Origin of the sequence: Pseudomonas silensiensis (assembly GCF_050434865.1) — a bacterium.
GTDB lineage: Bacteria > Pseudomonadota > Gammaproteobacteria > Pseudomonadales > Pseudomonadaceae > Aquipseudomonas > Aquipseudomonas fluorescens_W.
Map to the genome: position 1 here is coordinate 14,950 of NZ_JBNDJH010000019.1, position 16,018 is coordinate 30,967.

At 58.5% G+C, this 16,018-nt stretch carries 16 protein-coding genes; 5 read left to right on the forward strand and 11 right to left on the reverse strand.

Features of this window, described 5'->3' with window-relative positions; all coding sequences use genetic code 11:
* Positions 1 to 82: 82 nt before the first annotated feature.
* The 4 genes from QF010_RS23775 to QF010_RS23790 form a co-directional block, all read right to left on the reverse strand.
* The gene (locus QF010_RS23775) at positions 83 to 829 is read right to left on the reverse strand and encodes a YebC/PmpR family DNA-binding transcriptional regulator (protein ID WP_033057597.1); all 747 of its coding nucleotides are present in this window, start codon (positions 827 to 829) and stop codon (positions 83 to 85) included.
* Between the two features lie 123 nt (positions 830 to 952).
* Positions 953 to 2,728 (reverse strand): aspartate--tRNA ligase, encoded by a 1,776-nt coding sequence (gene aspS / locus QF010_RS23780; protein ID WP_033057595.1) that lies wholly within the window; start codon positions 2,726 to 2,728, stop codon positions 953 to 955.
* 122 nt (positions 2,729 to 2,850) lie between these two features.
* Positions 2,851 to 3,072: an FmdB family zinc ribbon protein gene (locus QF010_RS23785; protein ID WP_010457489.1), complete on the reverse strand. Its 222-nt coding sequence runs from the start codon at positions 3,070 to 3,072 to the stop codon at positions 2,851 to 2,853.
* 115 nt (positions 3,073 to 3,187) lie between these two features.
* A complete protein-coding gene (locus QF010_RS23790; protein ID WP_033057594.1) occupies positions 3,188 to 3,547 on the reverse strand; it encodes a ribbon-helix-helix domain-containing protein in 360 nt (119 codons plus the stop codon).
* 566 nt (positions 3,548 to 4,113) lie between these two features.
* Here QF010_RS23790 and QF010_RS23795 point away from each other — a divergent pair.
* On the forward strand, positions 4,114 to 4,716 hold the full coding sequence (locus QF010_RS23795; RefSeq protein WP_008147390.1) for a cold-shock protein: 603 nt from the start codon (positions 4,114 to 4,116) through the stop codon (positions 4,714 to 4,716).
* A gap of 70 nt (positions 4,717 to 4,786) precedes the next feature.
* Here QF010_RS23795 and QF010_RS23800 read toward each other — a convergent pair whose 3' ends face one another.
* Together QF010_RS23800 and QF010_RS23805 are read right to left on the reverse strand one after the other, a co-directional pair.
* On the reverse strand, positions 4,787 to 4,993 hold the full coding sequence (locus tag QF010_RS23800; protein WP_033057593.1) for a SlyX family protein: 207 nt from the start codon (positions 4,991 to 4,993) through the stop codon (positions 4,787 to 4,789).
* A gap of 3 nt (positions 4,994 to 4,996) precedes the next feature.
* Complete coding sequence (locus tag QF010_RS23805) at positions 4,997 to 5,422, reverse strand: HIT family protein (protein ID WP_033057591.1); 426 nt, start codon at positions 5,420 to 5,422, stop codon at positions 4,997 to 4,999.
* Between the two features lie 913 nt (positions 5,423 to 6,335).
* On the opposite strand from QF010_RS23805, the gene QF010_RS23810 reads away from it, so the two are divergent.
* Positions 6,336 to 7,676 carry an OprD family porin gene (locus tag QF010_RS23810; RefSeq protein WP_033057590.1) on the forward strand — a complete coding sequence of 447 codons (1,341 nt, stop codon included), beginning with the start codon at positions 6,336 to 6,338 and terminating at the stop codon, positions 7,674 to 7,676.
* A gap of 64 nt (positions 7,677 to 7,740) precedes the next feature.
* On the opposite strand, the gene QF010_RS23815 is transcribed toward QF010_RS23810, so the two are convergent.
* Both QF010_RS23815 and QF010_RS23820 read right to left on the reverse strand, forming a co-directional pair.
* Complete coding sequence (locus tag QF010_RS23815) at positions 7,741 to 8,583, reverse strand: mechanosensitive ion channel family protein (protein ID WP_033057589.1); 843 nt, start codon at positions 8,581 to 8,583, stop codon at positions 7,741 to 7,743.
* 187 nt (positions 8,584 to 8,770) lie between these two features.
* Positions 8,771 to 9,256 (reverse strand): YajQ family cyclic di-GMP-binding protein, encoded by a 486-nt coding sequence (locus QF010_RS23820; protein ID WP_007906601.1) that lies wholly within the window; start codon positions 9,254 to 9,256, stop codon positions 8,771 to 8,773.
* A gap of 141 nt (positions 9,257 to 9,397) precedes the next feature.
* Here QF010_RS23820 and QF010_RS23825 point away from each other — a divergent pair, with 141 nt between their 5' ends.
* The 3 genes from QF010_RS23825 to QF010_RS23835 are packed head-to-tail and all read left to right on the forward strand — an operon-like array spanning position 9,398 to position 12,981.
* Positions 9,398 to 10,315 (forward strand): putative 2-dehydropantoate 2-reductase, encoded by a 918-nt coding sequence (locus tag QF010_RS23825; protein ID WP_429534069.1) that lies wholly within the window; start codon positions 9,398 to 9,400, stop codon positions 10,313 to 10,315.
* Positions 10,316 to 10,360: 45 nt separating this feature from the next.
* Complete coding sequence (locus tag QF010_RS23830; protein WP_033057617.1) at positions 10,361 to 12,397, forward strand: sensor histidine kinase; 2,037 nt, start codon at positions 10,361 to 10,363, stop codon at positions 12,395 to 12,397.
* Between the two features lie 2 nt (positions 12,398 to 12,399).
* Positions 12,400 to 12,981, forward strand: a complete 582-nt coding sequence (locus tag QF010_RS23835; RefSeq protein ID WP_429534070.1) for a cob(I)yrinic acid a,c-diamide adenosyltransferase — start codon at positions 12,400 to 12,402, stop codon at positions 12,979 to 12,981.
* A 109-nt stretch (positions 12,982 to 13,090) separates the two neighbouring features.
* Here the strand turns inward: QF010_RS23835 and QF010_RS23840 are convergent, their stop codons facing one another.
* The 3 genes from QF010_RS23840 to argJ form a co-directional block, all read right to left on the reverse strand.
* Positions 13,091 to 14,035: a Nudix family hydrolase gene (locus tag QF010_RS23840; RefSeq protein WP_429534071.1), complete on the reverse strand. Its 945-nt coding sequence runs from the start codon at positions 14,033 to 14,035 to the stop codon at positions 13,091 to 13,093.
* Positions 14,032 to 14,664, reverse strand: a complete 633-nt coding sequence (locus QF010_RS23845) for a glutathione S-transferase family protein (RefSeq protein WP_033057582.1) — start codon at positions 14,662 to 14,664, stop codon at positions 14,032 to 14,034. The genes QF010_RS23840 and QF010_RS23845 overlap by 4 nt, the downstream gene beginning before the upstream one ends.
* Positions 14,665 to 14,756: 92 nt before the next feature.
* Positions 14,757 to 15,974: a bifunctional glutamate N-acetyltransferase/amino-acid acetyltransferase ArgJ gene (argJ, locus tag QF010_RS23850; protein WP_008147411.1), complete on the reverse strand. Its 1,218-nt coding sequence runs from the start codon at positions 15,972 to 15,974 to the stop codon at positions 14,757 to 14,759.
* Positions 15,975 to 16,018 lie beyond the last annotated feature (44 nt).

Consider the following 16,018-nt stretch of genomic DNA (forward strand, 5'->3'; position numbering starts at 1 on the left):
GGCGTAAAGGCAGAAGCCGGACGTGCGTGGCGGTGAATTCATCACGGCCTGCACTTCCGGCTTCAAGAGTATTGCAGATCAATCAACCGAGCTGTGCGGCGACTGCCTCTGGAATGTCCGCGTTGGAGTAAACGTTCTGCACGTCATCCAGGTCTTCAAGCATGTCGATCAGCTTGAGCACCTTCTCGGCGCCTTCCAGGTCCAGTTCGGCACTGGTGGTCGGCAGCATCACGATTTCCGCATCATCACCTTTGAAACCGGCCGCTTCCAGCGCGTTACGCACGGAGTAGAAACCGGCGAACGAGGTGAATACGTCGATGGAGCCGTCTTCGTGGGTTACCACGTCATCGGCATCCGCCTCCATCGCCGCTTCCATCAGCGCATCTTCATCGACGCCCGGCGCGAAGGAAATCTGCCCCTTGCGCTCGAACAGATAGGCCACCGAACCGTCCGTACCGAGGTTGCCGCCGCACTTGCTGAACGCATGGCGAACAGCGGCAGCGGTGCGATTGCGGTTGTCGGTCATGCACTCGACCATCACCGCCACGCCACCCGGGCCGTAACCTTCGTAGGTCAGCTCGACCATGTCGTCGGTGTCGGCAGCACCGGCGCCGCGGGCGACCGCGCGATCGATGATGTCGCGGCTCATGTTCGCGCCAAGGGCCTTGTCCAGCGCCAGACGCAAACGCGGGTTGGAACCCGGATCACCACCGCCCTGACGGGCAGCAACGGTCAGTTCACGAATCCACTTGGTGAAAATCTTGCCCTTTTTGGCATCCTGACGTTCTTTGCGGTGCTTGATGTTCGCCCACTTGGAATGACCCGCCATATCTCGCTCCGAATTCTCTTTGAAACATTGCCCGCCGCGCCATGACGCGCCAGCCGGCAAATAAAAATCTCGACCATTCTATAAAGAAAGGGCGCATCCGAAGATGCGCCCTTCTGGCCAGCCTTACTCAGCTTTAGGCGTTTCGCGCAGACGAATGTGCAGTTCGCGCAATGCCTTGGCATCTACCACACCCGGGGCCTGAGTCATGACGCAAGCGGCGCTCTGGGTTTTCGGGAAGGCGATTACTTCACGGATCGACTGGGCGCCGGTCATCAGCATCACCAGACGGTCCAGACCGAAGGCCAGGCCACCGTGCGGCGGCGCGCCGTATTTCAGGGCGTCGAGCAGGAAGCCGAATTTCTCTTCCTGTTCCGCTTCACTGATACCCAGCAGACGGAACACCGACTGTTGCATTTCCTTGCGATGGATACGGATCGAACCGCCACCCAGCTCGGTGCCGTTCAGGACCATGTCGTAGGCACGGGACAGAGCGGTCGCCGGGTTGGCTTCCAGTTCTTCCGGGGTGCACTTCGGCGCGGTGAACGGGTGGTGCAAGGCAGTGAAGCTGCCGTCGTCGTTCTCTTCGAACATCGGGAAGTCGACAACCCACATCGGTGCCCACTCGCACGTCAGCAGGCTCAGGTCGTGACCGACCTTGATCCGCAGCGCGCCCAGGGCTTCGCTGACGATCTTGGCTTTGTCGGCACCGAAGAACACGATGTCGCCGTCAACCGCGCCAACGCGATCAAGGATCACATTGAGGTTGGCTTCAGGGATGTTCTTGACGATCGGCGATTGCAGACCTTCAACGCCCTTGGCGCGCTCGTTGACCTTGATGTACGCCAGGCCCTTGGCACCGTAGATGCCGACGAACTTGGTGTAGTCGTCGATCTGCTTGCGCGGCATGCTCGCCGCACCAGGAACGCGCAGAGCGGCAACGCGGCATTTCGGGTCGTTGGCAGGGCCGCTGAAGACCTTGAAGTCGACTTCTTTCAGTTGATCGGCAACGTCAACCAGTTCCAGCGGGTTACGCAGGTCCGGCTTGTCGGAACCGTAACGACGCATGGCCTCTTCGAAGGTCATGTGCGGGAAGTCGCCGAACTCCAGGTCCAGCACTTCCTTGAACAGGTTGCGGATCATTTGTTCGGTGATGCCCATGATCTCTTTTTCATCGAGGAAGCTGGTCTCGATGTCGATCTGGGTGAATTCCGGCTGACGGTCGGCGCGCAGGTCTTCGTCGCGGAAGCACTTGGCGATCTGGTAGTAACGGTCGAAGCCGGCGACCATCAGCAGCTGCTTGAACAGCTGTGGCGATTGCGGCAACGCGAAGAAGCTACCCGCGTGAGTACGGCTCGGCACCAAGTAGTCGCGAGCGCCTTCTGGCGTGGCGCGGGTCAGGATCGGCGTCTCGACATCGAGGAAGCCGTTCTCGTCCAGGAAGCGACGGATGCTGGTGGTCATGCGCGAACGCAGACGCAGCTTCTCGAGCATTTCCGGGCGACGCAAGTCGAGGAAGCGATAACGCAGGCGGGTTTCTTCGCCGACGTCGGAGAACTCGTTGAGCGGGAACGGCGGGGTTTCCGCTTCGTTCAGTACTTCCAGCTCGTAGCCCAGCACTTCGATCATGCCCGACGCCATGTTGGCGTTGGTGGCACCGGCCGGACGCAGGCGAACCTTGCCGGTGATCTTGACCACGTATTCGCTGCGCACGCGATCGGCGGCGGCGAAGGATTCAGCGCGGTCCGGGTCGAACACCACCTGGGCCAGACCGTCACGATCACGGATATCGAGGAAAATCACCCCACCGTGGTCACGGCGACGGTGAACCCATCCGCAAAGGGTAATTTCCTGGCCTTCCAGGCTTTCGTTCAGTTGGCCGCAATAATGGCTGCGCATCATGGTAGTGGTTTCGCTTCTCGTAATTCGAAATTCGGTTGGAGACCTTGCTCATATCCTGCCCTTGTGAAAGGCGCCAGACGATGCAAGAGCTCGCTCGTGTCGTTCAACTCAGGCTCAAGACCCTAGTCAGCTTTGTCGCCGCCGGCCAGATTCTTCTTGGAACCGGTCTTGAAATCGGTTTCGTACCAGCCGGTGCCGCTAAGGCGGAAGCCCGGCATGGACAGCATCTTCTTAAGCTCTGGCGCCTGGCAGGCAGGGCAGTCGACCAGCGGTGCTGCGCTGATCTTTTGAATGGCTTCCAACTGATGACCACAGGAAGCACATTGATAGTCGTACATCGGCATGGGGGTTGTCTCGGCGATCAGATTGCTACCGCACACGCTGGGTTTTGCGGCAAAGAGCGGGATTATATCCATTAAATGCAGCCTGTGCAGCCGTAAGACTGCACAGACCGACACTCTACCCATTCCACCCCTGTGGCTGAGGCATGGCGACGCAGCCGCCTTCCTTCAGGCTGTGCACGACGCACACAACCCGCACCAGCCCGGTGAAGTTCTTGACCCCGCCGTGACGCAAATGCACCTCGCGGTCCACATGGGACAACAGCGCACTGACCGTACAGCAGTTGACCTTGGCCATGTCACCCAAAATATCCCAATAGACCTGTTCAAGCCGCAAACAGGTTGCAAAACCATTCAACCGCACTGATCGGGATAAAGGCTGGGCCAGGCCCATATCAAATTCACTGACAAATGGATCGATCCTTATATCCTTGACTGGACCGCCACTCCCCTCGCTTCGCCTGTCTTCGTAAACCATATCGTTGACACTCCTTTGCCATCCTTGCTTTTTATAAGAGCAACAAGCTGTTTCTCTATAAAAGCGCAGGCGCAAAGTTATATCCAGATGACTTTATGACCATCAACGTAGGATAAGCCAACAACGGAAGAGCGATCATGGAGACCGTCCTACTCTAGATAATTTCCTACACGCCTGGGCGCAATATCGTTCAACAGAAGACACTAAAAGTTACGAGAGGACCGGGCGCGAACAGCACCCCAAGAGCGCAATCCGCGTCGATTGCCATGCGTTCCCTTAAAGGTGATGAACTCACCCATGGGTGCAGGACCACTCCAGCAAGCCTGCCGACACCCCCGTATTCTCGGGTTACCTGCGACAAATCGCCCCTCAGGGCACCGCTGGACTGCCTGATTTGAGTAGCTGCAGGCTTTGCTGTTAAATAGACAGTGTGTCGCTACCGCCTATTTTCCGGGGGCTGCGCATAGGCTGATACCGGGTACGTGTCCAACGCCTCTTATTGTTCTGAAGCGAACCGTGCTCAATCAGCTCTTCCTTGTGATCCGTCTTAACGTGAGTTACTCAAAATGTTGAAAATTGTCCACCTGCTAATGGGCGCAGCAGCCTTGCTGTTGTCCTTCATCCCTAGCCTGCGATCCGAAGCCGTACCTTACCTGCAACAACCTGATGCGCTGTACCTGGCCTTTTTCGGCCTGCTCAACCTCACCCTCGCTCCTGTTATCCCTTACTGGAACAAAGGCCCGCGTCATCAACTGCAAAACCTGGTCAGCGCCCTGCTGGTTCTGACTGTCGTCCTGCAAACCCTGACGCTGATCGCGCCAATGCCTGTCATTGCCGGTCAACCTGCTGTTCTGTTCAGCCTGGTCGCTGCCCTGATTGCCGTTCTTCTGCACCTGGCCATCAGCTTCTACAAATCTTCACCGGCCGCCGCCTCGCCAAGCTATGACATGAGCAACCGCGATACCGGTACCGTAAAGTGGTTCAACACCTCTAAAGGCTTCGGCTTTATTTCCCGTGATTCCGGCGATGATATTTTCGTGCATTTCCGGGCCATTCGTGGCGAAGGTCATCGTGTTCTGGTCGAAGGCCAGCGCGTGGAGTTCTCCGTTATGAATCGCGACAAAGGCCTGCAAGCCGAAGATGTGATCGCCGCTCTGCCGCGCCGCTGATTCAAGGCTAAAAAAAACCGCGAACAGCCTGGCTGATCGCGGTTTTTTATTGCCTGCCTGTTGGTCACACTCAGTAATGCGGCGGTGGCGCTTCTTCTTCAAACGTCTCGAATTGACCGGCCATTTCCTCTTGCCGTTTGAGCAAGGCGGTCATTTGCAGTTGCAGGCGCTCAACCGCACGCTGCTGCGTCGCCAGCACATCACTCAATGCCTGGATGGTGTCATCCTGAAACGCCAGCTGGCTCTCCAGATCGGTAACGCGTTCTTCCAGGCTCATGATTCAACCCTCCAGAAACGTAAAATCATCGGTCAATACCAGGCGCAACCGCTCGCGAATCAACGCGATCTGCTCCGGGTTATAAGGCTTGGCCGGGTGTTTACCCCAGACCGGCGCTGGCCAGGCGGCATCCTCACGCTTGCGCACAATCACATGCATGTGCAACTGACTGACGACGTTACCCAGGGCCGCGACATTCAACTTGTCCGCGTCGAACGAGTCCTTGAGCGTTTCCGCCAGTGCGGTCGTTTCCTGCCACAACTGCTGTTGATCGGCGACATCCAACTGAAATATCTCACTGATATCGTCGCGACGTGGCACCAGAATGAACCAGGGGTAGTTCGAATCATTGGACAGCAGCAACCGGCACAGTGGGAAATCACCGATCGGTAACGTGTCTTGTTGAAGCCGTGGATCTAAAGCGAACACTGCGCGCACTCCCGCCTGGTCATCAATTTCAGCTTAGCGTCCATCCCGAGAGACGGCGCACCAAGCGACAGGACGGCAGCATACCTGCGAACGTCGCTGGCTTCACGACGAACCATTGTCGAAGCTTCCCCGAGAAAATACGAACGACTGGTCGCGCGCCCCGACATGAGTCATTTTCGATCAGGGCGCACCATTACAGAACCAACCTCCATGCAAAAAACGCCGAACTGACTGAAAAATAACGACGCGTTCGCGCTTGGCAAACAGCCGCACTGTATGAATTCAGTACAGCGATTAAAATTTTTTGCACCAAAACCGCACAGTGCGTCTACGCTGAGTCGGTCAGGCATCCCCCATTTACTCACTGGTGGGGTGAACCGGTAACATTTTTGGTTGTCACGCAGTCGACCATGAGGGTACAACACGATGCAAACCATGGCGTCAAGCCCAAACAAAACGTGCTTGAACACCCCGGTTTTATGAGGTTTTTACAGCGACACGCAGGCTTTCAGAAAAAAAAGCAGCAGGATTCTGATTTGTGCACGCTTGTTGCATTACACCTACATCGCCTCTAAAGCGTCCGCTGGAAGTGGAAGCCTTAAGGCAAATAAAAACAGTGGCAGGGTTGCCCGATGGAGATTCAAGCGTTTCACCAGGGACTCTTTTTACCAATGCTCAGGCCCTGGAAAACAACGCTAAAGTTGCCAGCCCGCTTGCATTGAGGCTGTAAATTTGCGACATCTACCAAGCTGTTTGCGACAGGGTCGTAAAGAAGCTGAAAGGTTAGATACGCAAGTATCGCCAACATGGTCGGCGTGATATAAGTTTGCGCCGACACAAAAAGAAAGAGCCGCCCAGATAATAAATCAGGTGGGACGGCAGTACTCTTCTAAAACCAAAGGAGCAAATCACGATGCGCGTGATGAAGTGGAGCATGATCGCACTGGCAGTTGCAGCAGCAGCCAGTACTCAATTGGCTACGGCCGCACCTTTTGTAAGTGACCAGGCTGAAGCCAAGGGTTTTGTTGAAGACTCCAAGTTGAACTTGAATCTTCGCAACTACTACTTCAACCGTGACCGCAAAAATGGCTCAAACGATCAGAAAGACTGGACCCAGGGTTTCTGGGCTAACTACAGCTCCGGTTACACCCAAGGTCTCGTAGGCGTCGGCGTTGATGCGTTCGGTTACCTGGCGATCAAACTGGACGGTGGCGACGGTACTGGCGGCACGGGCAACATGAGCCGCGACTCCGATGGCCATGTCAACGACAGCCAAGGCAAATCCGGTGCGGCCGCTAAATTCCGCATCTCCAAAACCGAGCTGAAAGTCGGCGACATGCAGCCAAGCACTGCTCCAGTGTTCGCTGTTGGTGGCTCCCGCGTCCTTCCGCAAACTGCCAGCGGTTTCCAACTGCAGAGCAGCGAAGTCAAAGACCTTGACCTCGAAGCCGGTCATTTCTACTCGTCGACCAGCCAGGACAAAAACGCTCGCGACGGCGGCCTGTGGGCAACCTACGCTGGCGTGGAAGCCAACTCCATCGACTACTTCGGTGGCAAGTACGGCATCACCGACAACCTGAGCGCATCGCTGTACGGCGCCAAGCTGGAAGACATCTGGAACCAGTACTACGCCAACCTGAACTACACCATCCCAATGGGTGGCGATGAGTCGGTTAACCTGGACGGTAACATCTACCGCACCACCGACACCGGTGACGCTAAAGCAGGCGAAATCAGCAACACCGCCTACTCCCTGGCAGCCGCTTTCTCGTTCCTGAAAGCACACACCATTACATTGGCGTTCCAGAAAGTTAACGGCGACACGCCGTTCGACTACATCGGTGTAGGTGGTCACAGTGGTGCCACTAACCGCGGCGGCGACTCGATCTTCCTCGCCAACTCCATCCAGTACTCTGACTTCAACGCCCCAGGCGAGAAGTCTGCCCAGATCCGTTACGACCTGAAAATGGCTGAGTATGGCGTTCCAGGTCTGAGCTTCATGACCCGTTACGTGAAAGGCTGGAACATCGACGGTACCAACACTCCAGCAGGCAGCCCGTACACTGGTCTGTATGGCGAAGATGGCCGTCACCACGAAACCAACCTGGAAGCCAAGTACGTCGTACAAACTGGCCCGGCAAAAGATCTGTCCTTCCGTATTCGTCAAGCATGGCACACTGCTAACGCCGAGGAAGGTGAAGGCGATATCAAAGAGTTCCGCCTGATCGTCGACTACCCGATTTCGGTTCTGTAATTGCCGAAAGTTAGTTCGCGGTAATAAAAAAAAGGCCCATCTTCGGATGGGCCTTTTTTGTTGCTTACTGCACCGCAGATTCCTGAACCACTCGAATCACCCGCTGTGGAAACGGGATATCGATACCGGCCGTTTTCAATCGATCACGGGATTGCTCGTTGAACATGAACATCACATCCCAATAATCCGCCGTCTTCACCCACACTCGCAGGGAAACAGTGATCGAACTGTCACCCAGGGTAGAAATCACTGCCTGAGGTGCCGGGTCAGCCAAAACACGCTCATCTTTGGCCAGGTCCAGCAAAACATGACGGGCCTTCTGCAGGTCCGCTTCATAATCAACACCTACATCAAACACAACTTTGCGCGTCGGCTGACGGTTAGTGTTGGTGATGATGCCGTTCGACAGGTTGCCGTTCGGCACGATGATGGTTTTGTTATCGCCGGTGCGCAGGACGGTGTGGAAGATCTGAATGCTGTCGACCGTACCGGCAACACCTTGGGCTTCGATCCAGTCACCAATGCGGAACGGGCGGAACAACAGAATCAGCACACCACCGGCGAAGTTCGCCAGGCTGCCCTGCAAGGCCAGGCCGATGGCCAGACCTGCCGCACCGATAGCTGCGACGAATGAAGTGGTTTCCACCCCGATCATCGATGCCACGCTGACGATCAGCAGAACCTTGAGAATGATGTTTGCCAGGCTGCTGATGAAGCCTTGCAGCGCGAGGTCGGCGTTACGCAGCGCCAGCAGGCCACCGAGCTTTTGCGTGACCTTGTTGATCAGCCACCAGCCGATGGCCAGGGTGATCACCGCCAGCAGCACGCGGCTGCCGTATTCCATGATCATCGGAATCCAGGCTTGAGACGCCTTGACCAGGTTGTCCACTTCAGTATTCAAATCCATCTACATTCTCCTGATTTCCGGCTACCCGGCACGCGAAAAAATGAGCGGCAGGAAATTGCCACCAGGTTAAACACAATCCCTGTGGGAGCGAGCCTGCTCGCGATGAGGGCGTATCAGTCGACATCACTGTTGAATGACACACCGCAATCGCGAGCAAGCTCGCTCCCACAGGTTCCCGCCTGAAAGGTCAGTCGCGGAAGTTGTTGAACTGCAGCGGCATATCGAAAGTCTTGGCGCGCAGGGCCGCGATGGCTTCCTGCAAGTCGTCACGCTTCTTGCCGGTAATGCGCACCTGCTCACCCTGAATGGCAGCCTGAACCTTGAGCTTGGCGTCTTTGACATGAGCGACGATTTTCTTCGCCAGCTCTTTGTCGATGCCTTCCTTGAGGACCGCTTCCTGCTTCATCAGTTTGCCCGACGCATAGGCATCCTTGACTTCAAGGCACTGCACGTCGATTTTGCGCTTGACCAGGGCCAGCTTGAGGATCTCAATCATCGCTTCGAGCTGGAAATCGGCTTCAGCAGTCAGGTTGACGGTCAGGTCCTTTTCCTTGAACTCGAAGGTGCCTTTGCCTTTCAGGTCATAACGACGATCGAGTTCCTTGACGGCGTTTTCGACCGCGTTGGTGACTTCGTGTTTGTCCAGTTCGGATACCACGTCGAACGACGGCATGTAATCTCTCCAATAAAAGGGCATGCTCGATCACGATGGAGCATGCCTGGCTTGCGGTTAAAATCCGCGCTGATTATAACGGGTCTTTCCCATCATTCACTGCGAGCCTCCCATGCGCGCGATAAACAGAGCAAAAAGCTGATGTCCACCACCTGGCATGTTCTGGGCGCCGGCAGCCTTGGCACCTTATGGGCCACTCGACTGGCGCGGGCCGGTGTGCCGGTCAAGCTGATCGTGCGGGACGCTGCGCGCTTGCAGGCGTATCAGGCGGCGGGTGGGTTGACGCTGGTCGAACACGGTAAAGCGCAGTGCTATCCAGTGCCCGCCGAGACACCCGACAACAATGAACCGATCAACCGCCTGCTGGTGGCCTGCAAAGCCTACGATGCCGAGAAAGCCGTGGCCCAACTGGCACCGCGTCTGGCCCCCGACGCCGAGTTGATCCTGTTGCAGAACGGCCTTGGCAGCCAGGACGCCGTCGCCACACAGGTCCCGCAAGCGCGCTGCATTTATGCGTCGAGTACCGAAGGTGCCTTTCGCGATGGCGACTGGCGCGTGGTATTCGCCGGCCACGGTTACACCTGGCTGGGGGATGCCGGGCATCCCGTGGCGCCGATCTGGCTGGATGACGTGAGCGCCGCCGGTATTCCCCACGAGTGGAGCACCGACATTCTGACCCGGCTGTGGCGAAAACTGGCGCTCAACTGTGCGATCAATCCGCTGACCGTGCTGCACGATTGCCGTAACGGCGGTCTACAGGAGCACCACTGCGAAGTCGCCACCCTTTGCGGCGAATTGACCGAGTTGCTTGAGCGCTGCGGTCAACCGGCAGCGGCCGAAGACCTTCAACAGGAAGTCGAACGGGTGATTCACGCGACCGCCGCCAACTACTCTTCGATGTACCAGGACGTCGCGAACCAGCGCCGGACCGAGATCAGCTATCTATTGGGTCATGCCTGCAAAGTCGCCGCGAGGCATCAACTCAACCTGCCACACCTCAATCAACTTGAGCAACGGTTGATCACCCATCTGCACAGCCTTGGATTGCCCAGCGACTGAGCAGCGGCTACGCTGGCCACTTGTTCCTATTCAGCGATGAACCTGATGCCATTGCGCCAGCGCCTTGAAAACCTTCCGGTCGGCCAGAAATTGCTGGCCGCCCTGCTGGTGCTGTTAACCACCGTCCTGCTGGTCGCCAACCTGACCTTTATCAGCGCCGCGTACTACATCTCCCAGGAAAGCATGGCCCCTCAGGCCTTGCAGACCATCGGCCGCCTGGTGTCCAACCCCAGCCTGGTGTCCGAAGCCTTGCAGTCACCGCAAAGCGCCGAACGCCTGCTTAATGAGCTCAACAGCTATTCACCGTTGCGCGCGGCGGCCCTTTATGACGGCAAGGGCGAGCGTCTGGCGCAGTTGCAGCATGGCGACAATCTGAGCCTGCCAACGCGTTACCGGCACATTGAATCCTGGCAAGCCACCGAGTTTCGCAGCAATCAAATCATCACCCTGCCCCGCCCCGGCACCGCGCCCGGCCACCTGTTACTGGTCGCCAGCAGCGAACTGCCGATGGCGTTCTACACCGGGACCCTGACCGCCAGCCTCGGGATTCTGATCTTCAGTGTGCTGTTGTGGCTGGTGATCGCCCGGCAGATCAAACGCCTGATCACCCGCCCAATTCATCAACTGGAAGAGCTGTCCCGGCAAGTGACCCGGGAAGAGAACTACGCCCTGCGCGCCTCCCGCGGCAACCATGACGAAATCGGCAGCCTCGCCGAGGCGTTCAACACCATGCTCTCGCGGATCGAAGCCCGCGAGCAGCAACTCAAGCGGGCCCGGGATGACTCCCAGGCTGCGTATGACCAGGCTCAGGGGCTGGCCGAAGAAACCCGGCATACCAATCGCAAGCTGGAACTCGAAGTCCAGGTGCGCAGCAAGATCGAGAAGAAGCTCACCGGTTTCCAGAACTACCTCAACAGCATCATCGATTCCATGCCCTCGGCGCTGATCGCCCTCGATGAACAGCTCTACGTGACCCAATGGAATCAGGAGGCCAGCGCCCTCTCCGGCACGCGCCTCGACGAAGCCTTGAACCAGCCGATCTTCCTTGCCTTCGAACCGCTCAAGCCGTTTCTGCCACAGCTCAAGCAAACCGTCGAGCAGCACACAGTGGCCAAGATTGAACGGGTGACGTGGCTCAAGGACGAAGAACCCAAGCACTACGCGCTGACGTTCTACCCGCTGATGGGCGGTGCCGGGCGTGGTGTGGTGATCCGGATCGACGACATCACTCAGCGCCTGTCGCTGGAAGAAATGATGGTGCAGTCGGAAAAAATGCTCTCGGTCGGTGGCCTCGCTGCGGGTATGGCCCACGAGATCAACAACCCGTTAGGCGCGATCCTGCACAACGTGCAGAACATTCGCCGACGCCTTTCGCCTGATCTGCCAAAGAACCTCGAACAAGCCGAGCAAACCGGAATCTCGCTGGAAACGGTCAACAAATACCTGCAAGCGCGCGAAGTCCCACAGTTGCTCGACGGCATTCAACAAGCTGGCGCCCGGGCGGCAAAGATTGTCACGCACATGCTCAGTTTCAGTCGCCGCAGTACCCGGCAAATGGCCCCGTGCGACCTGCCGGCGCTGATCGATCAGGCGGTGGAAATCGCCAGCAACGACTTCGACCTGGCGATCGGTTTCGACTTCAAGGGCCAGGCGATCATTCGCCAGTTCGATCCAGCGTTGGGCCCGGTGCCCGGCACCGCGAACGAACTGGAGCAAGTGCTGCTCAATCTGTTGAAAAACGCCGCCCAGGCGATTCACCAACGCGAAGACGACCGCGAGCCGGGACGGATCATTCTGCGCACCAAACTGAATCCGCCGTGGGCGGAAATCCAGGTGGAGGACAACGGCATCGGCATGAGCGAGAGCGTGCGCAAACGCACCTTCGAGCCATTTTTCACCACCAAGGAAATCGGTCAGGGCACCGGCCTTGGCCTGTCGGTCTCGTATTTCATCATTACCAACAACCACAAGGGTCAGATGGAAGTGCAATCGACCCTGGGCCAAGGCACGTGTTTCACCTTGCGCCTGCCCTTGGCGGGCACCCCGCTCGTCTCTCAAGAACTCAATCAGCTATCGAGGTAACCATGGGCTTTCGCTTGTCCAAGATTTACACCCGCACCGGCGACAAAGGCGAAACCGGGCTGGGCGACGGCCGCCGCGTGCCCAAGGATCATCCGCGGATCGAAGCCATTGGCGAAGTCGATACGCTGAACAGCCAGGTGGGTGTGCTATTGGCCGGGTTGGCGGCGGAAAGTGGCACCTATCCGGGATTGAACGAGGTGATCGAGGTTTTGGCGTCTTGCCAGCATCGATTGTTCGACTTGGGTGGTGAACTGGCGATGCCGGTGTATCAGGCACTGAACACGACAGAAGTCGAACGTCTGGAAGCCGCGATCGATGTGTGGAATGAAGAACTGGGACCGCTGGAGAATTTCATTCTGCCGGGTGGTTCGGCGTTGATTGCCCAGGCTCATGTGTGCAGAAGCCTGGCGCGCAGTGCCGAGCGGCGGTGTCAGCATTTGAATGCTGTCGAACCGTTGGCCGGGGTTGGGTTGGCGTACATCAATCGGTTGTCGGACTTGTTGTTTGTGGTGGCGCGGTTGATTGCCAAGCGGCAGGGGATTGCCGAGATTCTCTGGCAGCCGGCGGCCAAACCAGAGGTTTGATCGGCGTATCCAAAGACGCCTTCGCGGGCAAGCCTCGCTCCTACAGGTCTCGTGTGATTCTGTAGGAGCGAGGCTTGCCCGCGAAGGGGCCAGCGGCTTCACTGCCGAATCAGGCCTGGGGCCAAAAAGCCCGAATCCCCGCCACACCCTGTGCACCCGCTTCCCAGGCTTTTTGAAGCTCTGCCGGGCCAACACCACCGAGCAAGAACACCGGTTTGCTGAAACCTTCGATCAACGCGCAAGACTGCTCCCAACCCAGCGGCTGAGCCCCCGGATGCGTCAGGGTAGGCTTCACGGGTGACAGGGTTACAAAATCCACCCCCATCTGTTCGGCCAACGCCAGCTCTTCAGCGTTATGGCAGGACGCCGCCAGCCAGCGTGACGCCGGTAACGGGCGACCAGCCGCCGCATATTTACGCAGTTGCGCGGAGGTGATGTGCCAACCGGCGGACGGGAAATCTCCCAGCCATTCGAACGGCCCCTTGATCATCAACTGCGCCTTGCCGGCACACAGCCCCGCCGCATCCACCGCCAGATCGCGGTACTTCGGATCGTAGCCGTTGGGTGCCCGCAACTGGATCAGCTTGATGCCGCCGGCAATGGCTTTCTGAATACCACGCAGCAAGGCCGGGGTTTCCAGATCTTCCGGGGTAATCAGGTACTGCGCCGGTAACCGTGCAGCCGCGACAATCGGCTGGTTGGCCGCCGGGAACTCGTAGTTCAGCAGATCGCGGGGCGCGACCCATTCCAACGGCTGGCCTTCGGCGCCGTGCGGTTCGCCAGTAAAGGCCGACACTTCCCAAACGTCCAGCAACACTTGCTTGTCCGGGTAGTCGTGCCGGACCTTGATCAGCGGGCGAGCCGCGTTGACCACGATGCCCAACTCTTCATGGAGCTCGCGAGCCAGGGCGGTTTCGACGGACTCGTCGGCCTCGACCTTGCCACCGGGGAATTCCCACAGGCCCCCCTGATGCTGGGTGTCGGCACGGCGGGCGATGAGGATCTTGCCACTGCCATCGCGGATGACAGCGGCGGCTACGTGTACTCGCTTCACTGCCCGACCTCCTCCAGACCCGCCTTCTGCCACGCCTTGAAGGCTGGCCATTGGTAGATGGTTTCGACGTAGGCCGAGTCCGCTGCGGGCAGCCTTACCTGATAGGTGCGCAGGCGCACGGCGATCGGTGCGAAGAAGGCATCGGCCAGGGTCGCGCCGCCAAACAGGTACGGACCGGTTTCGGTGGCGGCGGCACGGCACTCGGCCCACAACGCCAACATCCGCTCAATGTCGGCCTGGACGTCAGCCGGGGTCGGCGACAGCGCTGCGTCGTGGCTCAGGTCGAATGGCATGTTGCCGCGCATGGCGAAGAAACCGCTGTGCATCTGCGCACAGGCCGAACGGGCCTGGGCGCGGGCGGCGGTGTCTTTGGGCCAGAGGCCGGCGTCGGGGAACTGCTCTGCCAGATACTCGGCAATCGCCAGGGAGTCGGCGATGGTGCCGTGTTCGGTTTTCAACAGCGGGACTTTGCCGGTCGGCGAGTGCTTGAGCAGACGCTCACGCGTATCCGGCTGGTTCAGCTTGATCAGTTCTTCGGTGTAAGGAACGCCGGCCAGGTCGAGGGCCAACGCGCCGCGCAGGGACCAGGAGGAATGCAGTTTGTCGCCGATGATCAGGTGCAGGCTCATGTTCGGGACCTTTTGATGAGGGAAGCAGGCCAGTCTTGTGGTGACTGACAAACCGCCTTCGCGAGCAGGCTCGCGAAGGCCGCGACTCGGTCTTAAGTACGGTATTCGGCGTTGATTTTCACGTATTCGTGGGACAGGTCGGTGGTCCAGATGGTTTCGCTGCAATCACCGCGACCCAGCTCGATACGGATCGTGATTTCTTCCTGCTGCATCACGGCCGCGCCCTGGGCTTCGGTGTAGGTCGATGCACGAGCGCCACGGCTGGCGATACACACTTCACCGAGGAACACGTCGATCTTGCTCACGTCCAGGTTCGGTACGCCGGCACGGCCCACGGCGGCCAGAATGCGGCCCCAGTTCGGGTCGGAGGCGAACAGTGCGGTCTTGATCAGCGGCGAGTGAGCCACGGTGTAACCGACGTCCAGGCATTCCTGGTGATTGCCGCCGCCGTTGACTTCAACGGTCACAAACTTGGTCGCGCCTTCGCCGTCGCGAACGATGGCCTGGGCCACGTCCATGCACACTTCGAACACGGCCTGTTTCAGCTTGGCGAACAAATCACCGCTGGCTTCAGTGATTTCCGGCAGTGCAGCCTGACCGGTGGCGATCAGCATGCAGCAGTCGTTGGTCGAGGTGTCGCCGTCGATGGTGATGCGGTTGAACGACTTGTTGGCACCGTCCAGCAGCAGGTTTTGCAGCACGTCGCGGGAGACTTTGGCGTCGGTGGCGATGTAGCCGAGCATAGTCGCCATGTTCGGGCGGATCATGCCCGCGCCTTTGCTGATACCGGTGACGGTGATGGTCACGCCGTCATGCTGGAACTGGCGGCTGGCACCTTTGGGCAGGGTGTCAGTGGTCATGATGCCGGTGGCGGCAGCTTCCCAGTTGTTGACCGACAGGTCGTCGAGGGCGGCTTGCAGAGCCCCTTCGATTTTCTCGACCGGCAGCGGCTCGCCGATCACACCGGTGGAGTACGGCAGCACCAGGCTGGCGTCGACGCCAGTCAGCTCAGCCAGTTTGGCGCAGGTGCGCTCGGCGGCGGCAAGGCCTGGTTCGCCAGTGCCGGCGTTGGCATTGCCGGTATTGGTCAACAGGTAACGCACCGGACCTTGCACGCGCTGCTTGGCCAGGATCACGGGAGCCGCGCAAAAAGCGTTCAGGGTGAACACGCCCGCGACCGTGGAACCTTCGGCACAGCGCATGACCACAACATCCTTGCGCCCCGGGCGTTTGATGCCAGCCGAGGCGATACCGAGTTCAAAACCGGCAACCGGGTGCAACGTAGGCAAAGGACCAAGACCAACAGCCATGAATGCGCTCCTTAATAAATGATGTCAGCACCGCTTTCAGGAAG